General features: G+C 69.3%; 12 protein-coding genes. 8 read left to right on the forward strand and 4 right to left on the reverse strand.

All coding sequences use genetic code 11. The features are described from left to right. Nucleotides 1–7: 7 nt before the first annotated feature. Nucleotides 8–688 carry an aldolase gene (locus tag ABIE45_RS21455; protein ID WP_192708422.1) on the reverse strand — a complete coding sequence of 227 codons (681 nt, stop codon included), beginning with the start codon at nt 686–688 and terminating at the stop codon, nt 8–10. Then, on the reverse strand, nt 685–1,692 hold the full coding sequence (locus ABIE45_RS21460; protein WP_192708421.1) for a LacI family DNA-binding transcriptional regulator: 1,008 nt from the start codon (nt 1,690–1,692) through the stop codon (nt 685–687). The genes ABIE45_RS21455 and ABIE45_RS21460 overlap by 4 nt, the downstream gene beginning before the upstream one ends. A gap of 349 nt (nt 1,693–2,041) precedes the next feature. Here ABIE45_RS21460 and ABIE45_RS21465 point away from each other — a divergent pair, with 349 nt between their 5' ends. The 5 genes from ABIE45_RS21465 (at nt 2,042) to denD (ending at nt 7,807) form a co-directional block, all read left to right on the forward strand. Further along, nucleotides 2,042–3,364: an MFS transporter gene (locus ABIE45_RS21465; RefSeq protein ID WP_192708420.1), complete on the forward strand. Its 1,323-nt coding sequence runs from the start codon at nt 2,042–2,044 to the stop codon at nt 3,362–3,364. 166 nt (nt 3,365–3,530) lie between these two features. Next, on the forward strand, nt 3,531–4,439 hold the full coding sequence (gene ltnD / locus ABIE45_RS21470) for an L-threonate dehydrogenase (RefSeq protein ID WP_192708419.1): 909 nt from the start codon (nt 3,531–3,533) through the stop codon (nt 4,437–4,439). Nucleotides 4,440–4,647: 208 nt separating this feature from the next. Continuing rightward, on the forward strand, nt 4,648–5,430 hold the full coding sequence (otnI, locus tag ABIE45_RS21475; RefSeq protein ID WP_192708418.1) for a 2-oxo-tetronate isomerase: 783 nt from the start codon (nt 4,648–4,650) through the stop codon (nt 5,428–5,430). Next, a complete protein-coding gene (gene otnK / locus ABIE45_RS21480) occupies nt 5,427–6,701 on the forward strand; it encodes a 3-oxo-tetronate kinase (protein WP_192708417.1) in 1,275 nt (424 codons plus the stop codon). Before otnI ends, otnK begins: the two co-directional genes overlap by 4 nt. Before the next feature lie 128 nt (nt 6,702–6,829). Continuing rightward, nucleotides 6,830–7,807: a D-erythronate dehydrogenase gene (denD, locus tag ABIE45_RS21485; RefSeq protein ID WP_192708416.1), complete on the forward strand. Its 978-nt coding sequence runs from the start codon at nt 6,830–6,832 to the stop codon at nt 7,805–7,807. 132 nt (nt 7,808–7,939) lie between these two features. Here the strand turns inward: denD and ABIE45_RS21490 are convergent, their stop codons facing one another. Both ABIE45_RS21490 and ABIE45_RS21495 read right to left on the reverse strand, forming a co-directional pair. Then, nucleotides 7,940–8,341, reverse strand: a complete 402-nt coding sequence (locus tag ABIE45_RS21490) for a type II toxin-antitoxin system VapC family toxin (protein WP_192708415.1) — start codon at nt 8,339–8,341, stop codon at nt 7,940–7,942. After that, nucleotides 8,341–8,580 carry a type II toxin-antitoxin system VapB family antitoxin gene (locus ABIE45_RS21495; protein WP_192708414.1) on the reverse strand — a complete coding sequence of 80 codons (240 nt, stop codon included), beginning with the start codon at nt 8,578–8,580 and terminating at the stop codon, nt 8,341–8,343. Before ABIE45_RS21495 ends, ABIE45_RS21490 begins: the two co-directional genes overlap by 1 nt. Nucleotides 8,581–8,663: 83 nt before the next feature. Between ABIE45_RS21495 and recQ the strand changes: the two genes are divergently transcribed. The 3 genes from recQ (at nt 8,664) to purL (ending at nt 14,612) form a co-directional block, all read left to right on the forward strand. Next, nucleotides 8,664–10,505 (forward strand): DNA helicase RecQ, encoded by a 1,842-nt coding sequence (recQ, locus tag ABIE45_RS21500; RefSeq protein WP_192708413.1) that lies wholly within the window; start codon nt 8,664–8,666, stop codon nt 10,503–10,505. A 617-nt stretch (nt 10,506–11,122) separates the two neighbouring features. Continuing rightward, nucleotides 11,123–11,791: an FkbM family methyltransferase gene (locus tag ABIE45_RS21505; RefSeq protein WP_192708412.1), complete on the forward strand. Its 669-nt coding sequence runs from the start codon at nt 11,123–11,125 to the stop codon at nt 11,789–11,791. Nucleotides 11,792–12,386: 595 nt separating this feature from the next. Beyond that, nucleotides 12,387–14,612, forward strand: a complete 2,226-nt coding sequence (gene purL / locus ABIE45_RS21510; RefSeq protein ID WP_192708411.1) for a phosphoribosylformylglycinamidine synthase subunit PurL — start codon at nt 12,387–12,389, stop codon at nt 14,610–14,612. Nucleotides 14,613–14,639 lie beyond the last annotated feature (27 nt).

Here is a 14,639-nt window from a genome sequence, read left to right on the forward strand (position 1 = left end):
CCGCGCCTCACCCGTGATCGTGCTCGGCATGGTCGTCCGGATCCGGCAGGGTCAGCCCGAAATGGCGCACCAGATCGGCCACCTGCCCGGGGCTCAATTGCCGCGGGTTGAGGTTGCGAAGGAGCAGATAGAGCTTGGCGGTCTCCTCCAACTCCTCGGTGGCGAAGACCGCACCCTCCAGGCTGTCGCCCGCCACCACCGGGCCGTGATTGGCGAGCAGCACCGAGCTGTACCGGCCCGCGAGCCCTCGGATCGCATCCGCCACGGCCGGGTCGCCCGGGCGGTAATAGGGCACCAGCGCCGTGCCGCCGGTGCGCATCAGGTAGTAGGGCGTCAGCGGCGGCAGCACCTGCCGCGGGTCGACCTCCGGCAGCATCGACACCGCCACCGCGTGGGTCGAGTGCAGGTGGACGATGGCCTTCGCCTCGATCCGGCTCTCGTAGAGCGCGCTGTGCAGCGGGATCTCCTTGGTGGGCTTGTCGCCTGAGACGAGCCGGCCGGCCTCGTCTAGCCGCGAGATCCGGGCCGGGTCGAGGAAGCCGAGCGACGCGTTGGTCGGCGTCACCAGCCAGCCGCCGTCGGGCAGGCGCAGCGAGATGTTGCCGGACGAGCCCGGCGTCAGGCCGCGCTCGAACAGCGAGCGGCCGTAGCGGCAGATCTCCTCGCGCAGCCGGCTCTCGTCGCTCATGCGGTCGCTCCCTCGATCAGCTCGAATCCGAGATCGATTTTTTTCGGGCTTTCGCCGGTCAGGCAGGCGGCGGCCTGCCGGCCGATCTCCAGGCGCGGCGTGCGCACCGTCGACAGGGGCTGGGGCATCGCGGCGGCGAAGTCGAGCCCGTTGAAGCCGAACAGGGCGATCCGTTCCGGCACCACCAGCCCCGCCGACAGGCAGGCGAAGTAGCCGCCGAGCGCCATGTCGTCGTTGGAGAAGTAGACCGCGTCGAGATCGGGCACGCGCGCCAGTAGCGCCTCCAGCCCGGCGCGGCCCGAGGTCGGCGAGGACGGGCCCGGTCGGATCTCCTTGGCCTGGAGCGTCAGCCCCGCTTCCCCGAGCGCGGCCTCGAACCCGGCGAGCCGTTTGCCCGCGCGCAGATCGACGCGCAGGTCGTGGCCGAGATAGGCGATGCGGCGGTAGCCGCGCGCCACGAGGTGGCGGGCGCTCGCCGCGCCTACCGCCCGGTTGGAGAAGCCGACAACGGTGTCGATCCCATCGCCATCCGTGTCGATCATCTCGATCACGCGCACGCCCCCGGCCCTCGCGAGGGCCACCGTCCCGGGATTGTGCTCCAGCCCGGTGAGCAGCAGCGCAGCGGGGCGCCAGGACAGGAGCGCGGCGGCGAGCGCCTCCTCGCGGTCGGGATCGTAGTCGCTCACCCCGATCACGCAGGGGATACCCTCGGCGTCGAGGGCGGCGGTCAGGCCGCGCAGCAGGTCGGGGAAGACCACGTTGGCGAGTGACGGGATGACGACGCCGACGAGCCGCGCGCTCGCCCCCTGCCCCGCGAGGCTGCCGGCGAGACGGTTCGGCACGTAGCCGAGCCGGGCCACGGCTTCCGCCACCCGCTCGCCGGCGCGCTTGGAATAGGATCCGTGATTGCGCAGGACCCGCGAGACCGTGCTCTCGCCGACGCCCGCCGCGCGGGCGACATCGGTGAGGGTGACGAGCCGCCCCGGCGGCTGGATGTCGTCCATGGCCCCGCTCTCCCGACGCGGATTTTTTCATGACGCCCGTCGAACCTCCCATCGATCCCCCCTCAACCTGAGGTGACCACAAAGCGGACCTCGAAGGAGAGCTCCAGAAAGCGCTGCAACCTCTGGAGGCCTCTTACGAGGCCTGCGCTGCGCTCCGGCACCTCAAGATGAGGGGGATCGATGGGAAGACCGTCCTCGGCGACCGACGACTGACATAGCGGCCTGCATTATCTCGCACAACCGGATTGGCAGCGCTGCCAAAAGGCGATATGGCACCGCCCCAGCGCCGCCCGACGAGCGGTGAAGACCAATGTCCAGGGGCCTAGAGCCCGGACCAGGGAGAACGCCCATGCCGGTCCAAGCCGCCCCGCTGGGGGGCGCCACCGCACCCGCGGACGAGAAGTCTTTCGCCGACCGCACCTACGCGAAGGTGTTCTGGCGCCTCGTGCCGTTCCTGATGCTCTGCTACGTGGTGGCGTATCTCGACCGGGTGAATGTCGGGTTCGCCAAGCTCCAGATGTCCCAGGAGCTGAAGTTCTCCGAGACGGTCTACGGACTCGGCGCCGGCATCTTCTTCCTCGGCTACTTCCTGTTCGAGGTGCCCTCGAACGTGATCCTGCACCGGGTCGGCGCCCGGGTCTGGATCGCCCGGATCATGATCACCTGGGGGGTGATCTCCGGCGCGTTCCTGTTCGTGAACTCCGAGTGGAGCTTCTACGGGATGCGCTTCCTGCTGGGGCTGGCCGAGGCCGGCTTCTACCCGGGCGTCATCCTCTACACGACCTCGTGGTTCCCGGCCCATCGCCGGGCCAAGGTGATCGCGGTGTTCATGGCGGCGATCCCGATCTCGGGCATCTTCGGCAATCCCCTGTCGGGCTGGATCATGGATGCGCTCAACGGCGCGCACGGCCTGTCCGGCTGGCAGTGGATGTTCCTGATCGAGGCGGTGCCGGCGGTGCTGATCGGCCTCGCGGTGTTCTTCTACCTCGACAATCGCCCGTCCGAGGCCAAGTGGCTGAGCGAACCCGAGAAGCAGCTCCTCGAGCGCGACATCGCCGCCGACAACCAGGGCAAGGAATCGAGCCCGCACTCGATCGCCACCGTGTTCCGGAACGGCCGCGTGTGGTTCATGAGCCTGATCTACTTCGCCTTCGTCACCGGCCAGTACGGCCTGACCTTCTGGATGCCGACGATCGTCAAGGCGTCGGGCGTGCAGGGCAATTTCAACATCGGCCTGATCAGCGCGATCCCGTTCCTGTGCGCGGCGATCGTGATGGTCCTGCTGGGCCTCTCAGCCGACCGGATGCGCGAGCGCCGCTGGCACCTGATCGTGCCCGCCCTGCTCGGCGCCGTCGGTTTCGTGGTCTCGGCCAGTGCGGGCTCGACCACGATCGCGGTGGCGGCGCTCTCGGTGGCGGCGGCCGGCGTGCTGACCTGCTCGCCCCTGTTCTGGTCGCTGCCCACCGCCTTCCTGAGCGGCGCCGGCGCGGCGGCTGGCATCGCACTGATCAACTCGGTGGGGAACCTCGCCGGCTTCGTCAGCCCCTACGTCATCGGGGCACTCCGCGACGCCACCGGCAGCACCGCCGCCGGCATGTACGCACTGGCCGTCATGCTGGTGGTCGGCTCCGTGTGCGTGTTCGTCACGCCGGCGCGGATGGTCAACCGCTGACCTTCGATCCGGCCGCGACCTACCCCCTCTCCCGACGGATCTCGGGCTTGTCCGAGATCCGCATCCCGAAGCCCAGGTCGGGCAAGCCCGACTTGGGTGGAGAGACGCCCCCCGCCTCACACGGTGATGCAGAGGCGCTCATTCCTTCATGCAGGAGCCGCCCCCGATGACCAACGCAACACACCGCGCCGCGGTGATCGGCCTGGGCTCGATGGGCTCCGGCATGGCCGGCTCGCTGCTGCGCGCCGGCTTCTCCGTCGCGGCCTGCGACGTGAACCCGGAGGCCGTGGCGCGCTTCGCGGCCGCCGGCGGCCGGGGCGCCGTCAACCCGGCTGAGGCCGCCCAGGGCGCCGACGTGGTGGTGAGCGTGGTGGTCAACGCCGCGCAGACCGAGGCGGTGCTGTTCGGCGAGAACGGCGCCGCCGCCGCGATGCCGGAGGGCGCGGTGTTCGTCTCCTCCGCCACCATGGACCCGGCCATCGCCCGGACCCTGGCGGCGCGGCTGGAGGCCACCGGCCGCCACTATCTCGATGCCCCGATGAGCGGCGGTGCCGCTCGCGCGGCCGACGGCGGCCTGACGTTCCTGGCCTCGGGCTCGGCGGCGGCCTTCGCCAAGGCGCGACCGGCCCTCGATGCCATGGCGGGCACGCTCTACGAGCTCGGCGACGCGGCCGGCCAAGGCGCGGCCTTCAAGATGATCAACCAGCTACTCGCCGGGGTCCACATCGCCGCCGCCTGCGAGGCGATGGCCTTCGCGGCCAAGCAGGGGCTCGACCTGGCCCGCGTCTACGAAGTGATCACCAAGTCGGCCGGCAATTCCTGGATGTTCGAGAACCGGGTGCCCCACATCCTCGACGCGGATTACGCCCCGAAGAGCGCGGTCGACATCTTCGTCAAGGATCTCGGCATCGTGCAGGACATGGCCCGGGCGGAGAAGTATCCGGTCCCGGTGGCGGCGGCGGCGCTGCAGATGTTCCTGATGGCGTCCGGCGCCGGCATGGGCCGGGACGACGACGCCTCCGTGGCGCGGCTCTACGCGCAGGTCTCGGGCGCGAAGCTGCCGGTGACGGCTTGAGGAAGCCTGATCCCACCCCCTTCCTCATCCTGAGGTGCCCGCGTCAGCGGGCCCCGAAGGAGGGCTCCAGGGATCGCCGTGCTGACTGGAGGGCTCCTTCGAGGCCTCCGCTGCGCTCCGGCACCTCGGGATGAGGGGATTGGGTTGGATGACGGTCCGCTGAGCGGATCGGACAGGTATCAAGAACTGCGCAGGGAGTCCCAGAAGAATGCCGCGCTTTGCCGCCAACCTGAGCCTGATGTTCAACGAGGTGCCGTTCCTCGACCGGTTCGAGGCCGCTTCCCGGGCCGGGTTCGACGCCGTCGAGTTCCTGTTCCCCTACGAGCATCCGCCGGAGGCCATCGGCGAGCGGCTCCGGGCGAACGGCCTGACCCAGGCGCTGTTCAACCTGCCACCGGGCGATTTCACCAAGGGTGAGCGTGGCCTGGCGGCGTTTCCTGAACGCTTCGACGAGCTGAAGGCCGGTGTCGACACCGCACTCCGCTACGCCGAGGCGACCGGCGTCGGCCGGCTCCACCTGATGGCAGGCCTCGCGCCCCACGATGACCCGCGCGCCGCCGAAGCTTACCGCAGGGCCGTGACCTGGACGGCGGAGCGGCTGGCGCCTGCCGGTCTCGACCTCGTCCTGGAGCCGATCAACGGCCGGAACATGCCGGGCTACTTCCTCAACGATTTCGGCCGGGCGGCGGACCTGATCCGCGACCTCGCCCTGCCGAACCTGAAGCTCCAGTTCGACCTCTACCACTGCCAGATCCTGCACGGCGACGTGACCATGCGGCTGCGCGCCCTGATGCCGATCATCGGCCACGTTCAGACCGCGAGCGTGCCCGAGCGGCACGAGCCCGGCACCGGCGAGATGGCCGACTTCTTCCTGTTCGACGAGCTGGACCGGCTCGGCTACGCCGGCTTCGTCGGCTGCGAGTACATTCCGGCCGCCGAGACCGTCGCGGGCCTCGGCTGGCTTGCCGCCTACAAGGAGAGCCAACGATGAGCCTCGCACTGGGCTGCGTCGCCGACGATTACACGGGCGCCTCGGACCTCGCCAACACCCTGACCAAGGCGGGCCTGCGCACGATCCAGACCATCGGCGTGCCTGAGGAGGGCCGCGCCCTGCCGGAGGCGGACGCGGTCGTGGTGGCGCTGAAAAGCCGCTCGATCCCGGCCGACCAGGCGGTGGCGCGCTCCCGCGAGGCGGAAGCGTGGCTGCGGGCCCGGGGCGCCGCCCACGTGATGTTCAAGGTTTGCTCGACCTTCGACTCGACCGATGCGGGTAATATCGGACCCGTGATGGACGCCCTGCGGGCGGAGGCCGGCGAGACCATCGCGCTGGTCACCCCCGCCTTTCCCGAGACGGGGCGGAGCGTCTACCAGGGCAACCTGTTCGTGGGCGCGGTGCCGCTGAACGAGAGCCCGCTCAAGGACCACCCGCTCAACCCGATGCGCGACGCCAACCTCGTGCGCGTGCTCGGGCGCCAGAGCGGCAGCCCGGTCGGCCTGATCGACACCGCCACGGTCGCCCGGGGCGCGGAGGCCGTGGCCGCCCGCCTCGACGCATTGGCCGCCGAGGGCAAGGGCGCCGCCATCGCGGACGCGATCTTCGACAGCGACCTCGAAGTGCTCGGTCGGGCGATCATCGACCGACAATTCTCGGTCGGGGCCTCCGGCCTCGGCCTCGGCCTCGCACGGGCCCTGGTCGCCGACGGGCGCGGTACGACGGACGCTGCCGGAGCGGCAGTCGGCGAGCCCGTGGGTGGGACCTCCGCCTGCCTCGCCGGGAGCTGCTCGCAGGCGACGCTCCAGCAGGTCGCCGCCGCCGAGGCGATCATGCCGGTGCTGCGCCTCGACCCGGCGCGGCTGCTCGCGGGCGACGACGTGGTCGCCGAGGCCCTGGCCTTCGCGGCGGAGCGCCTTGCCTCCGGCCCGGTGCTGATCGCCACCTCGGCCCCGCCCGAGTCGGTGCGCGCGCTCCAGGCCGCGCACGGCGTCGATGCCGCCGGTCACGCCATCGAGGCGGCCCTGGCCGCCATCGCAGAGGGCCTCGTCGCCCACGGCGTACGCCGGCTCGTGGTCGCGGGCGGCGAAACCTCCGGCGCGGTGGTCGACCGGCTCGGCCTCACCGCCTTCCTGCTCGGGCCGGAGATCGCGGCGGGCGTGCCCGTGCTGCGCACCGCCGGCCGGCCCGAGCCGATGCTGCTCGCCCTGAAATCCGGCAATTTCGGCGGCCCTGACTTCTTCGGCCGCGCCCTCGACATGATGGCCTAAGCATCATTCAGAAAGGTGGCTTCCGGCTTTCGGAAGAAGATGATGCGGAACCAGAGAATGAGCGCATCGCCCCGGTTCCGGTTCCGGGGTGATGCGCTGAAACCGCACAACCCGACGGGAGGTTTTCCATGCACGCCCTGATTCTCGGCGCCGCCGGCATGATCGGCCGACGCCTCGTGGACGCCTTGGTGAAGGACGGCCGGGTCGGCGGTGAGCCGCTTACCGCCCTCACCCTCCTCGACGTGGTCCCGCCGTCGGCGCCCGAGGGCTTCTCCGGCCCGGTGCGGGCCGAGGCCGCCGACCTCACGGCGCCCGGCGCCGCCGAGGCCGCCATCGCCGAGCGGCCGGGGGTGATCTTCCACCTCGCCGCCGTGGTCTCCGGCGAGGCCGAGGCCAACCTCGAACTCGGCTACCGGGTCAATCTCGACGGCACCCGGCTACTGCTCGACGCGATCCGCGCGGCCAACGCGGCGGACGGCTACCGGCCGAAGCTGGTCTTCACCTCCTCCCTCGCGGTGTTCGGGCCACCCTTCCCCAAGGTGATCCCCGACGATCACATTCTGCGCCCCGCCTCCTCCTACGGGGTCCAGAAGGCCATGGGCGAGCTGATGCTCGCCGACTATGCGCGCCGCGGCTTCCTCGACGGGATCGGCCTGCGGCTGCCGACGATCTGCGTGCGGCCGGGCAAGCCCAACAAGGCGGCCTCGGGCTTCTTCTCAGGCATCATCCGCGAGCCGCTGGCCGGCCAGGAGGCGATCCTGCCGGTGCCCGACACCGTCCGGCACTGGTTCGCCAGCCCCGCGGCGGCGGTGGGTTTCCTCATCCACGCCGCCGGGCTCGACCTCGCGACGATCGGTCCCCGGATCAGCCTGACCATGCCGGGCGTCTCGGCGACGGTGGCGGAGGAGATCGAGGCCCTGCGGCGTGCGGCGGGCGACAAGGCCGTGGCGCTGATCCGGCGCGCGCCGGACGCCACCATCGCGCGGATCGTCGGCTCCTGGCCGGAGGCGTTCGAGCCGGAGGCTGCCCTGGCCCTGGGCTTCCGGGCGGACGCGTCCTTCGACGCGATCGTGGCCCAGCACGTGGCCGAGTTCCACGGCGGCTGAGGCCCCGCTCGCCGTCATCGCGAGCGCAGCGACGTGACCCGGGCGGCGCGCGGCTTGTCGGCCGGCGCTGCCTTCATTGCTTCGCTTCGCTCGCTGAGACGAGGGTGCCGACATCAGATGCGGACGGGGCAGTCAGCCGAGGGCCGAGCGGATGTCGGTCTGCGGGAAATCGTCGCCGACGTAGAGCAGCGGCACGCCGTGCACCTGCGCACAGGCATAGGCGAAGCAGTCGCCGAGGTTCAGGCGCGCCGGGTGGCGGCCCTTGCCGTAGCGGGTGTGGGCTGCGAGGGCGATGCGGACTTCCGCGATGCCGAGAGAAACCACCGTCATATCGATCGTCTTACGGAAGCCGTTCACAATGCCTTCGGCGGCTTCCGGCTGCACTGACTGAATGCGGGCCACCGCCAGGATGCCCTCGAACAGGGCGAGGGCGCTGGTCAGACGGTGTGGGGCTTGGCGGAGGCAATCGGCCACCCGTTCAAAGCCCTGCTCCCGGCACAGGATCGCGACGAGAGCTGACGCATCGACGAACATCAGTCCTCGTAGAGGCTGTCGTAGAAGGCTTTGTCGGCTTTGAGACCGGTCTTCGGGTATGCGGCAAGAGCATCCTGGATCGGGCGGATCTTCTCCAGAAACTCGGCCAGTGACTCGTCCCGCCGCGCCAGCTCGTTCGTGAGCGCGAGTCGCACCGCCTCGGTCTTGCTCACACCGGCCCGCGATGCCAGCTTCTCGGCCAGCTGATTCACCTCTTCGCTGCGGATGTTGAGCGGCATGGCGGCCCCCGTGTAGACACGGGGAGGCTAGTGTCTACACACCCCTGCCGCAAGGGCGGCCAGAACTCCGACCAAGGATCCCGATGACCCGCCTCGATGAGGCCCGCGCCGCGCTGAAAAAGACGTTCGGCTACGAGGATTTCCGGCCCGGCCAGGACGAGGTGATCGGCGCGGTGCTCGACGGCGCCGACGTGTTCGCCGTGATGCCCACGGGCTCGGGCAAGTCGATGACCTACCAGCTTCCGGCTCTGGTCGATCCGGGGCTGACCGTGGTGGTCTCGCCGCTGATCGCGCTGATGCACGATCAGGTGCAGCAGATGCGCAGCGTCGGCATTCAGGCCGCGACCCTCAACTCGACGGTCGCGGAATCCGAATCCCGCGAGACCTGGCGCAGCCTGCGCTCGGGCGACCTGCGGCTGCTGTTCGTCTCCCCCGAGCGCCTGCTGATGGACGGCTGCATCGAGGCCCTGCGCGGGGCCGGCGTTCGGCGGCTCGCCGTGGACGAGGCGCACTGCGTCTCGCAATGGGGCCACGATTTCCGGCCCGAGTATCGGGAGATCGCGCGCGCCCGGACCACCCTCGGCAACGTCCAGACCCTGGCGCTCACCGCCACCGCCGACGCCGCGACCCGCGCCGAGATCGCCGAGCGGCTGTTCCCGCAGGGGCGGCCCCCGAAGATCTTCGTCCATTCCTTCGACCGGCCGAACATCCGGCTGACCTTCCAACCCAAGGACAACCCGGCCCGGCAGATCGAGCGGTTCCTGAAGCACCGAAGGGCGGAGAGCGGGATCATCTACTGCTCGTCGCGTAAGCGCACCGAACAGCTCGCCGAGACCCTCCGGAAGGACGGCTTCGACGCCCTGCCCTACCATGCCGGCCTCGACCAGGCGACGCGGATGCGGAACCAGGACCGGTTCCTGCAGGAGGACGGCGTGGTGATGACCGCCACCGTCGCGTTCGGCATGGGCATCAACAAGCCCGACGTGCGCTTCGTCTGCCACGCCGACATGCCCAACAACGTCGAGGGCTACTATCAGGAGATCGGCCGCGCCGGCCGCGACGGGCTGCCGGCCGACACGCTGACCCTCTACGGCCTCGACGACATGGCGCTCCGCCGCCGGCAGATCGACGAGAAGGAGATCTCCGACGAGCGCCGCCGGGTCGAGCGGCGCAAGCTCGAGGCGATGATCACCCTGTGCGAGGGGGCCAATTGCCGGCGCCAGTCGCTGCTCGCCTATTTCGGCGAGGCGAGCGGCGCTTGCGGCCGCTGCGACCTGTGCCGCGGCGGCGTCACCCTGGTGGATGGAACGGTCGCGGCCCAGAAGATCCTCTCGGCGATCGTGCGCACCGGCCAGCGCTTCGGCGCGGCCTATATCTGCGACGTGGTCCACGGGAAGGAGAGCGAGCAGATCCGTCGAAACGGCCACGCCGGCCTGAAGACTTTCGGGGTCGGCGCCGACAAGCCGGTGGCGGCGTGGCGGGCGATCCTGCGCCAGCTCTTCGCCGCCGGGGCGATCGCGGAGAATGCCGACGGCTACGGCGGCCTGTCCATGACCGAGAAGGGCGAGGCGATCCTGTTCGGGCGTGAGCCGGTGCAGCTTCGCCCGGATCCTGAGCCGAAGGCCGAATCGCGCGAGCGCCGCCGTGCCGCGCCCCGCGAGGACGGCGAGATCGCGCTGTCGGAGACAGACGAGGCGCTGTTCCAGCACCTGCGCGGCTTGCGCGCCACCATCGCCCGGGCCGAAGGCATCGCGGCCTTCATGGTCTTCCCCGACCGAACCCTGATCGAGATGGCCCGGCAGAAGCCTGTCGATCTCTGGGCCTTGCGCACCGTGCATGGGGTCGGCGAGCGCAAGCGCGAGGCCTACGGCGACAAGTTCGTGGCGGCGATCGCCGATTTTCTGGCCCATCCGCCGGCGGCGTGAGGATGCTGGGTAGGAAGCAGGATGCCTCTGAACGCACCGGTCGGTTCGCGTCGACGCACCGGTGGTGAGGAGACCGGAACCGTTGCGAAGCTGCTCGTGCCAGGCGCGGATCGCTCGGCTCCTCACCCGCGACTTCGCAGAATCGCGTGCTGCAGGCCCGATCCCGCTGAGCCCCGGCTGCTTCAGGAGATCGCGATCCCGACCAGGGTTGCCGATGCGGGCGGTTCGCTGCGTGTAGTGCGCTGGTTGGGCAGGCTGAAAATCCGCGCCACGCTGCGCGCCGGTTGCCAGGCACCGGAAAGGATTGCGCCGCCAGCCGGATGGCAGTCTCGCCTGCGTCTGGGGCATGCGGCGCGTGGCCTGCATCAACCCCACCTCATTCTTCCGCAGGGCCAAGCGATGCGTGCCAGCGAAGTTGTAAACTTCTAAGTCAATCTGTTCTTAGGGTAGAAAAATCGCGGATCGTAGTAGATTTGTTTAGATTTTTAGAAACGCGTTCGCCGCAATCGGTTGCCTGTGTCCATGCTGCAGCTTATGAACCGTGTTTGTCTCAATCAAAGAGACAAGCATTCGGTTTATTATATCGCATTGCTCCCTCTTTTAGGATGGAAAGCAGCATGTTTGGCAGTGAGTATAATATAACTACTTTAATGAAGGCGATGGGAATTAACTGCGTCTTGGATGTTGGGGCCAATTCCGGGCAGTTCGGCGGGGCCCTGTTTCAGCGGGGATTTCCGGGAATTGTGGTCTCTTTTGAGCCGCTGAATGACTGCTATCAAGATTTAACGAAAAACGCGAGCGCGTATCCCAACTGGCATTGCTTCAACTTGGCTCTCGGCTCTGAGGAGGGCGAGGCCGTCATCAATGTCTCCGCCAATCGCTTCAGCAGCTCGATTCTGCCGGCGAGGGCTTGGTCCATAGAGGCGCATGCGCCCATCGCGCCCGTCGCTCAACAGACAGTGCAGGTTCGGCGCCTTGATTCGCTCTGGCAGGAAATGTGGTCCCCGACCCCTCCCAGACCGCTCATGCTCAAGATCGACGTGCAGGGTTTTGAACCGCAAGTGCTGGACGGTCTTGGACGCCATCTCGAGGAAATCGATCTGCTTCTGCTCGAGGCGTCGCTGATTCCATCGTATGAGGGTGCAAAATCGTTCGACGTCGTGGTCTCGGACCTGCGGAGCAAAGGGTTGCATCCTGTCTGGATCGGCCCGGGATGGGGAGATTCCCAGACCGGTCAGATCTTCGAATGCGACATCGCTTTCGCGAGAAACGCGATCATAAAGTGACGTCGAGGGCGCCTGAGGATCTCTGTATTGTGCTATTTGTATAGTCTTGATGCTGGCGCTGGATAACGCGCGCCAGCGCGCCGGAGCGCAGCTGTATTCGCGCTGCACCGGAAACAGATCGGATCCCGACGGAGGGAACGCCGCTGAAGCCGTGATCGCCCCGGGCCTGGGGGCGCCGAAACCTTCGGTTGCTGTCGGGCGCCCCCGTTCTGGTTGGTCAAGATGTTTGCGCTGCGGCTGGAATCCACCGCAGAAACTCAGACTCGAGGCGGATATCGGAGGCCTGGACGTCGAGGCGGCCGATTTGCGTTCGGACGCTGCGACGAAGGTCGTGCTGCTCAGAGGAGGAGCGCGCGACGCCTCTGACGATGACAGACACCCGGATCATACGGCCCTCCGTCGGCGCTCGGTGTGGTCTGGAAGCTTGCATCCCGAGCAACCCATAAGTCCGGCCCCGTAGTCCGGGCCCCCACCTGGGATGTTGCCAGCGCGGGCGCTTCCGCTTTAGAGCCGGGGCAACCTCGATCCCGGCCCGGTCCGGGCTCGCCGCGGCACGCGTCTTCCGGGACGGGCCGCTTTTTGCCGAGACCGCCGCATGTTCCGCAACGACGTTCCGATCACCCCCGAGCTCGTGGCCCAGCACGGCCTGACGCCGGACGAGTACGCGCGTTTCCGCGGCCTGATCGGGCGCGACCCGACGCTGACCGAGCTCGGCATCGTCTCGGCCATGTGGAACGAGCATTGTTCCTACAAGTCCTCCCGCAAGCACCTGCGCGGGCTGCCGACCTCGGCGCCGTGGGTGATCCAGGGGCCGGGAGAGAACGCGGGCGTCATCGACATCGGCGACGGCCACGCCTGCGTCTTCAAGATGGAGAGCCACAATCACCCGAGCTACATCGAGCCCTACCAGGGCGCGGCGACCGGCGTGGGCGGCATCCTGCGCGACGTCTTCACGATGGGCGCGCGGCCGATCGCGGCGCTCAACGCCCTGCGCTTCGGCTCTCCGGACCACCCGCGCACCCGCAGCCTCGTCTCCGGCGTGGTCGCGGGCGTCGGCGGCTACGGCAATTCCTTCGGCGTGCCGACCGTCGGCGGCCTGACCGGCTTCCACAAGCGCTACGACGGCAACATCTTGGTCAACGCCATGGCGGTGGGGCTCGCCCGCACCGACGGCATCTTCTACGCGGCCGCCGCCGGAATCGGGAACCCGATCGTCTATCTCGGCTCCAAGACCGGCCGCGACGGCATCCACGGCGCCACCATGGCGTCGGCCGAGTTCGACGAGGAATCCGAGTCGAAGCGCCCGACCGTGCAGGTCGGCGACCCCTTCGCCGAGAAGCTGCTGCTGGAGGCCTGCCTGGAGCTGATGGCCTCCGGCGCGGTCATCGCCATCCAGGACATGGGCGCGGCGGGCCTGACCTGCTCGGCGGTCGAGATGGGCGCCAAGGGCGACCTCGGCGTCGAGCTCGACATCGACAAGGTGCCGGCCCGCGAGGCGGGCATGACCCCCTACGAGATGATGCTCTCCGAGAGCCAGGAGCGCATGCTCATGGTGCTCAAGCCCGGCATGGAGGCCGAGGCGGAGGCGATCTTCGTGAAGTGGGGGCTCGACTTCGCGGTGATCGGCCGGACCACCGATACGCTCCGCTTCGTCATCAAGTGGTACGGCGAGACCGTGGCCGACCTGCCGATCAAGGAGCTGGGCGACGAGGCGCCGCTCTACGACCGGCCGCATCTGGCCAACACCCACCAGCCGGTGATCGCGGCCGCCGCGGTGCCGGCCCCGGCCTCGCTGACCGACGCGCTGAAGCGCCTCGTCGGCTCCCCCGACCTCGCCTCGAAGCGCTGGGTGTTCGAGCAGTACGACCACTTCATCCTGGGCAATACCGTCCAGAAGCCCGGGGGCGATGCCGCCATCGTCCGGGTCGAAGACGGGCCGAAGGGCCTCGCGCTGACCTGCGACGTCACCCCGCGCTACTGCGAGGCCGACCCGGTCGAGGGCGGCCGGCAGGCGGTGGCCGAGGCGTGGCGCAACATCACGGCGGTCGGCGCCAAGCCGCTGGCCATCACCGACAACCTGAACTTCGGCAATCCCGAGAAGCCCGAGGTGATGGGCCAGCTCGTCGGCTGCCTCCAGGGCATCGGCGAGGCCTGCCGGGCCCTCGACTTCCCGGTCGTGTCGGGCAACGTCTCGCTCTACAACGAGACCAACGGCGTCGGCATCCTGCCGACCCCGACCATCGGCGGCGTCGGCGTGCTCGACGACGTGGCACGCCACGCGACCATCGCCCTCAAGCGCGAGGGCGACGTGCTGGTGCTGATCGGCGTGAGCGAGGGCTGGCTCGGCCAGTCGTCCTACCTGTCGGTGATCGAGGGCCGCGAGGAGGGCGCACCGCCGCCCGTCGACCTCGCGCTGGAGCGCCGCAACGGCGATTTCGTCCGCGGCCTGATCCAGGCGGGCACCGTCGACACGGTCCATGACCTCGCGGATGGCGGCCTCGCCGTCGCGCTCGCTGAGATGGCCATGGCGGGCGGGCTCGGGGCGGCGCTCTCCGACGTGCCGGTGGACCTGCCGCCCCACGCCTATCTGTTCGGCGAGGACCAGGGCCGCTACCTGCTGGCGGTACGGCCGGAGGCGGCCACCGATCTCCTCTCGGCCGCCGCGGCCCAGGGCGTGGCGGCAGCCTCGGTCGGCGTCACCGGCTCAGACCGTTTGACCCTGCCGGGCGGCGAGACCATATCGCTCGCCGACCTGACAGCGGCGCACGAGGGCTGGCTGCCCGACTACATGGCGAGCCAGCCGGCCGCGCCCGCCGCCTGAGCCCTGTTCCCCGTAAGGAGTTTCCCG

Origin of the sequence: Methylobacterium sp. OAE515 (assembly GCF_041806315.1) — a bacterium.
Taxonomy (GTDB): Bacteria; Pseudomonadota; Alphaproteobacteria; order Rhizobiales; family Beijerinckiaceae; genus Methylobacterium; species Methylobacterium tardum.

What these genes read in the sequence shown, in the direction of transcription:
- ABIE45_RS21455 (WP_192708422.1), bottom strand. Translation starts at nt 688, where the DNA reads ATGAGCGACGAGAGCCGGCTGCGCGAGGAGATCTGCCGCTACGGCCGC.
- ABIE45_RS21460 (WP_192708421.1), bottom strand. Translation starts at nt 1,692, where the DNA reads ATGGACGACATCCAGCCGCCGGGGCGGCTCGTCACCCTCACCGATGTC.
- ABIE45_RS21465 (WP_192708420.1), top strand. Translation starts at nt 2,042, where the DNA reads ATGCCGGTCCAAGCCGCCCCGCTGGGGGGCGCCACCGCACCCGCGGAC.
- ltnD (WP_192708419.1), top strand. Translation starts at nt 3,531, where the DNA reads ATGACCAACGCAACACACCGCGCCGCGGTGATCGGCCTGGGCTCGATG.
- otnI (WP_192708418.1), top strand. Translation starts at nt 4,648, where the DNA reads ATGCCGCGCTTTGCCGCCAACCTGAGCCTGATGTTCAACGAGGTGCCG.
- otnK (WP_192708417.1), top strand. Translation starts at nt 5,427, where the DNA reads ATGAGCCTCGCACTGGGCTGCGTCGCCGACGATTACACGGGCGCCTCG.
- denD (WP_192708416.1), top strand. Translation starts at nt 6,830, where the DNA reads ATGCACGCCCTGATTCTCGGCGCCGCCGGCATGATCGGCCGACGCCTC.
- ABIE45_RS21490 (WP_192708415.1), bottom strand. Translation starts at nt 8,341, where the DNA reads ATGTTCGTCGATGCGTCAGCTCTCGTCGCGATCCTGTGCCGGGAGCAG.
- ABIE45_RS21495 (WP_192708414.1), bottom strand. Translation starts at nt 8,580, where the DNA reads ATGCCGCTCAACATCCGCAGCGAAGAGGTGAATCAGCTGGCCGAGAAG.
- recQ (WP_192708413.1), top strand. Translation starts at nt 8,664, where the DNA reads ATGACCCGCCTCGATGAGGCCCGCGCCGCGCTGAAAAAGACGTTCGGC.
- ABIE45_RS21505 (WP_192708412.1), top strand. Translation starts at nt 11,123, where the DNA reads ATGTTTGGCAGTGAGTATAATATAACTACTTTAATGAAGGCGATGGGA.
- purL (WP_192708411.1), top strand. Translation starts at nt 12,387, where the DNA reads ATGTTCCGCAACGACGTTCCGATCACCCCCGAGCTCGTGGCCCAGCAC.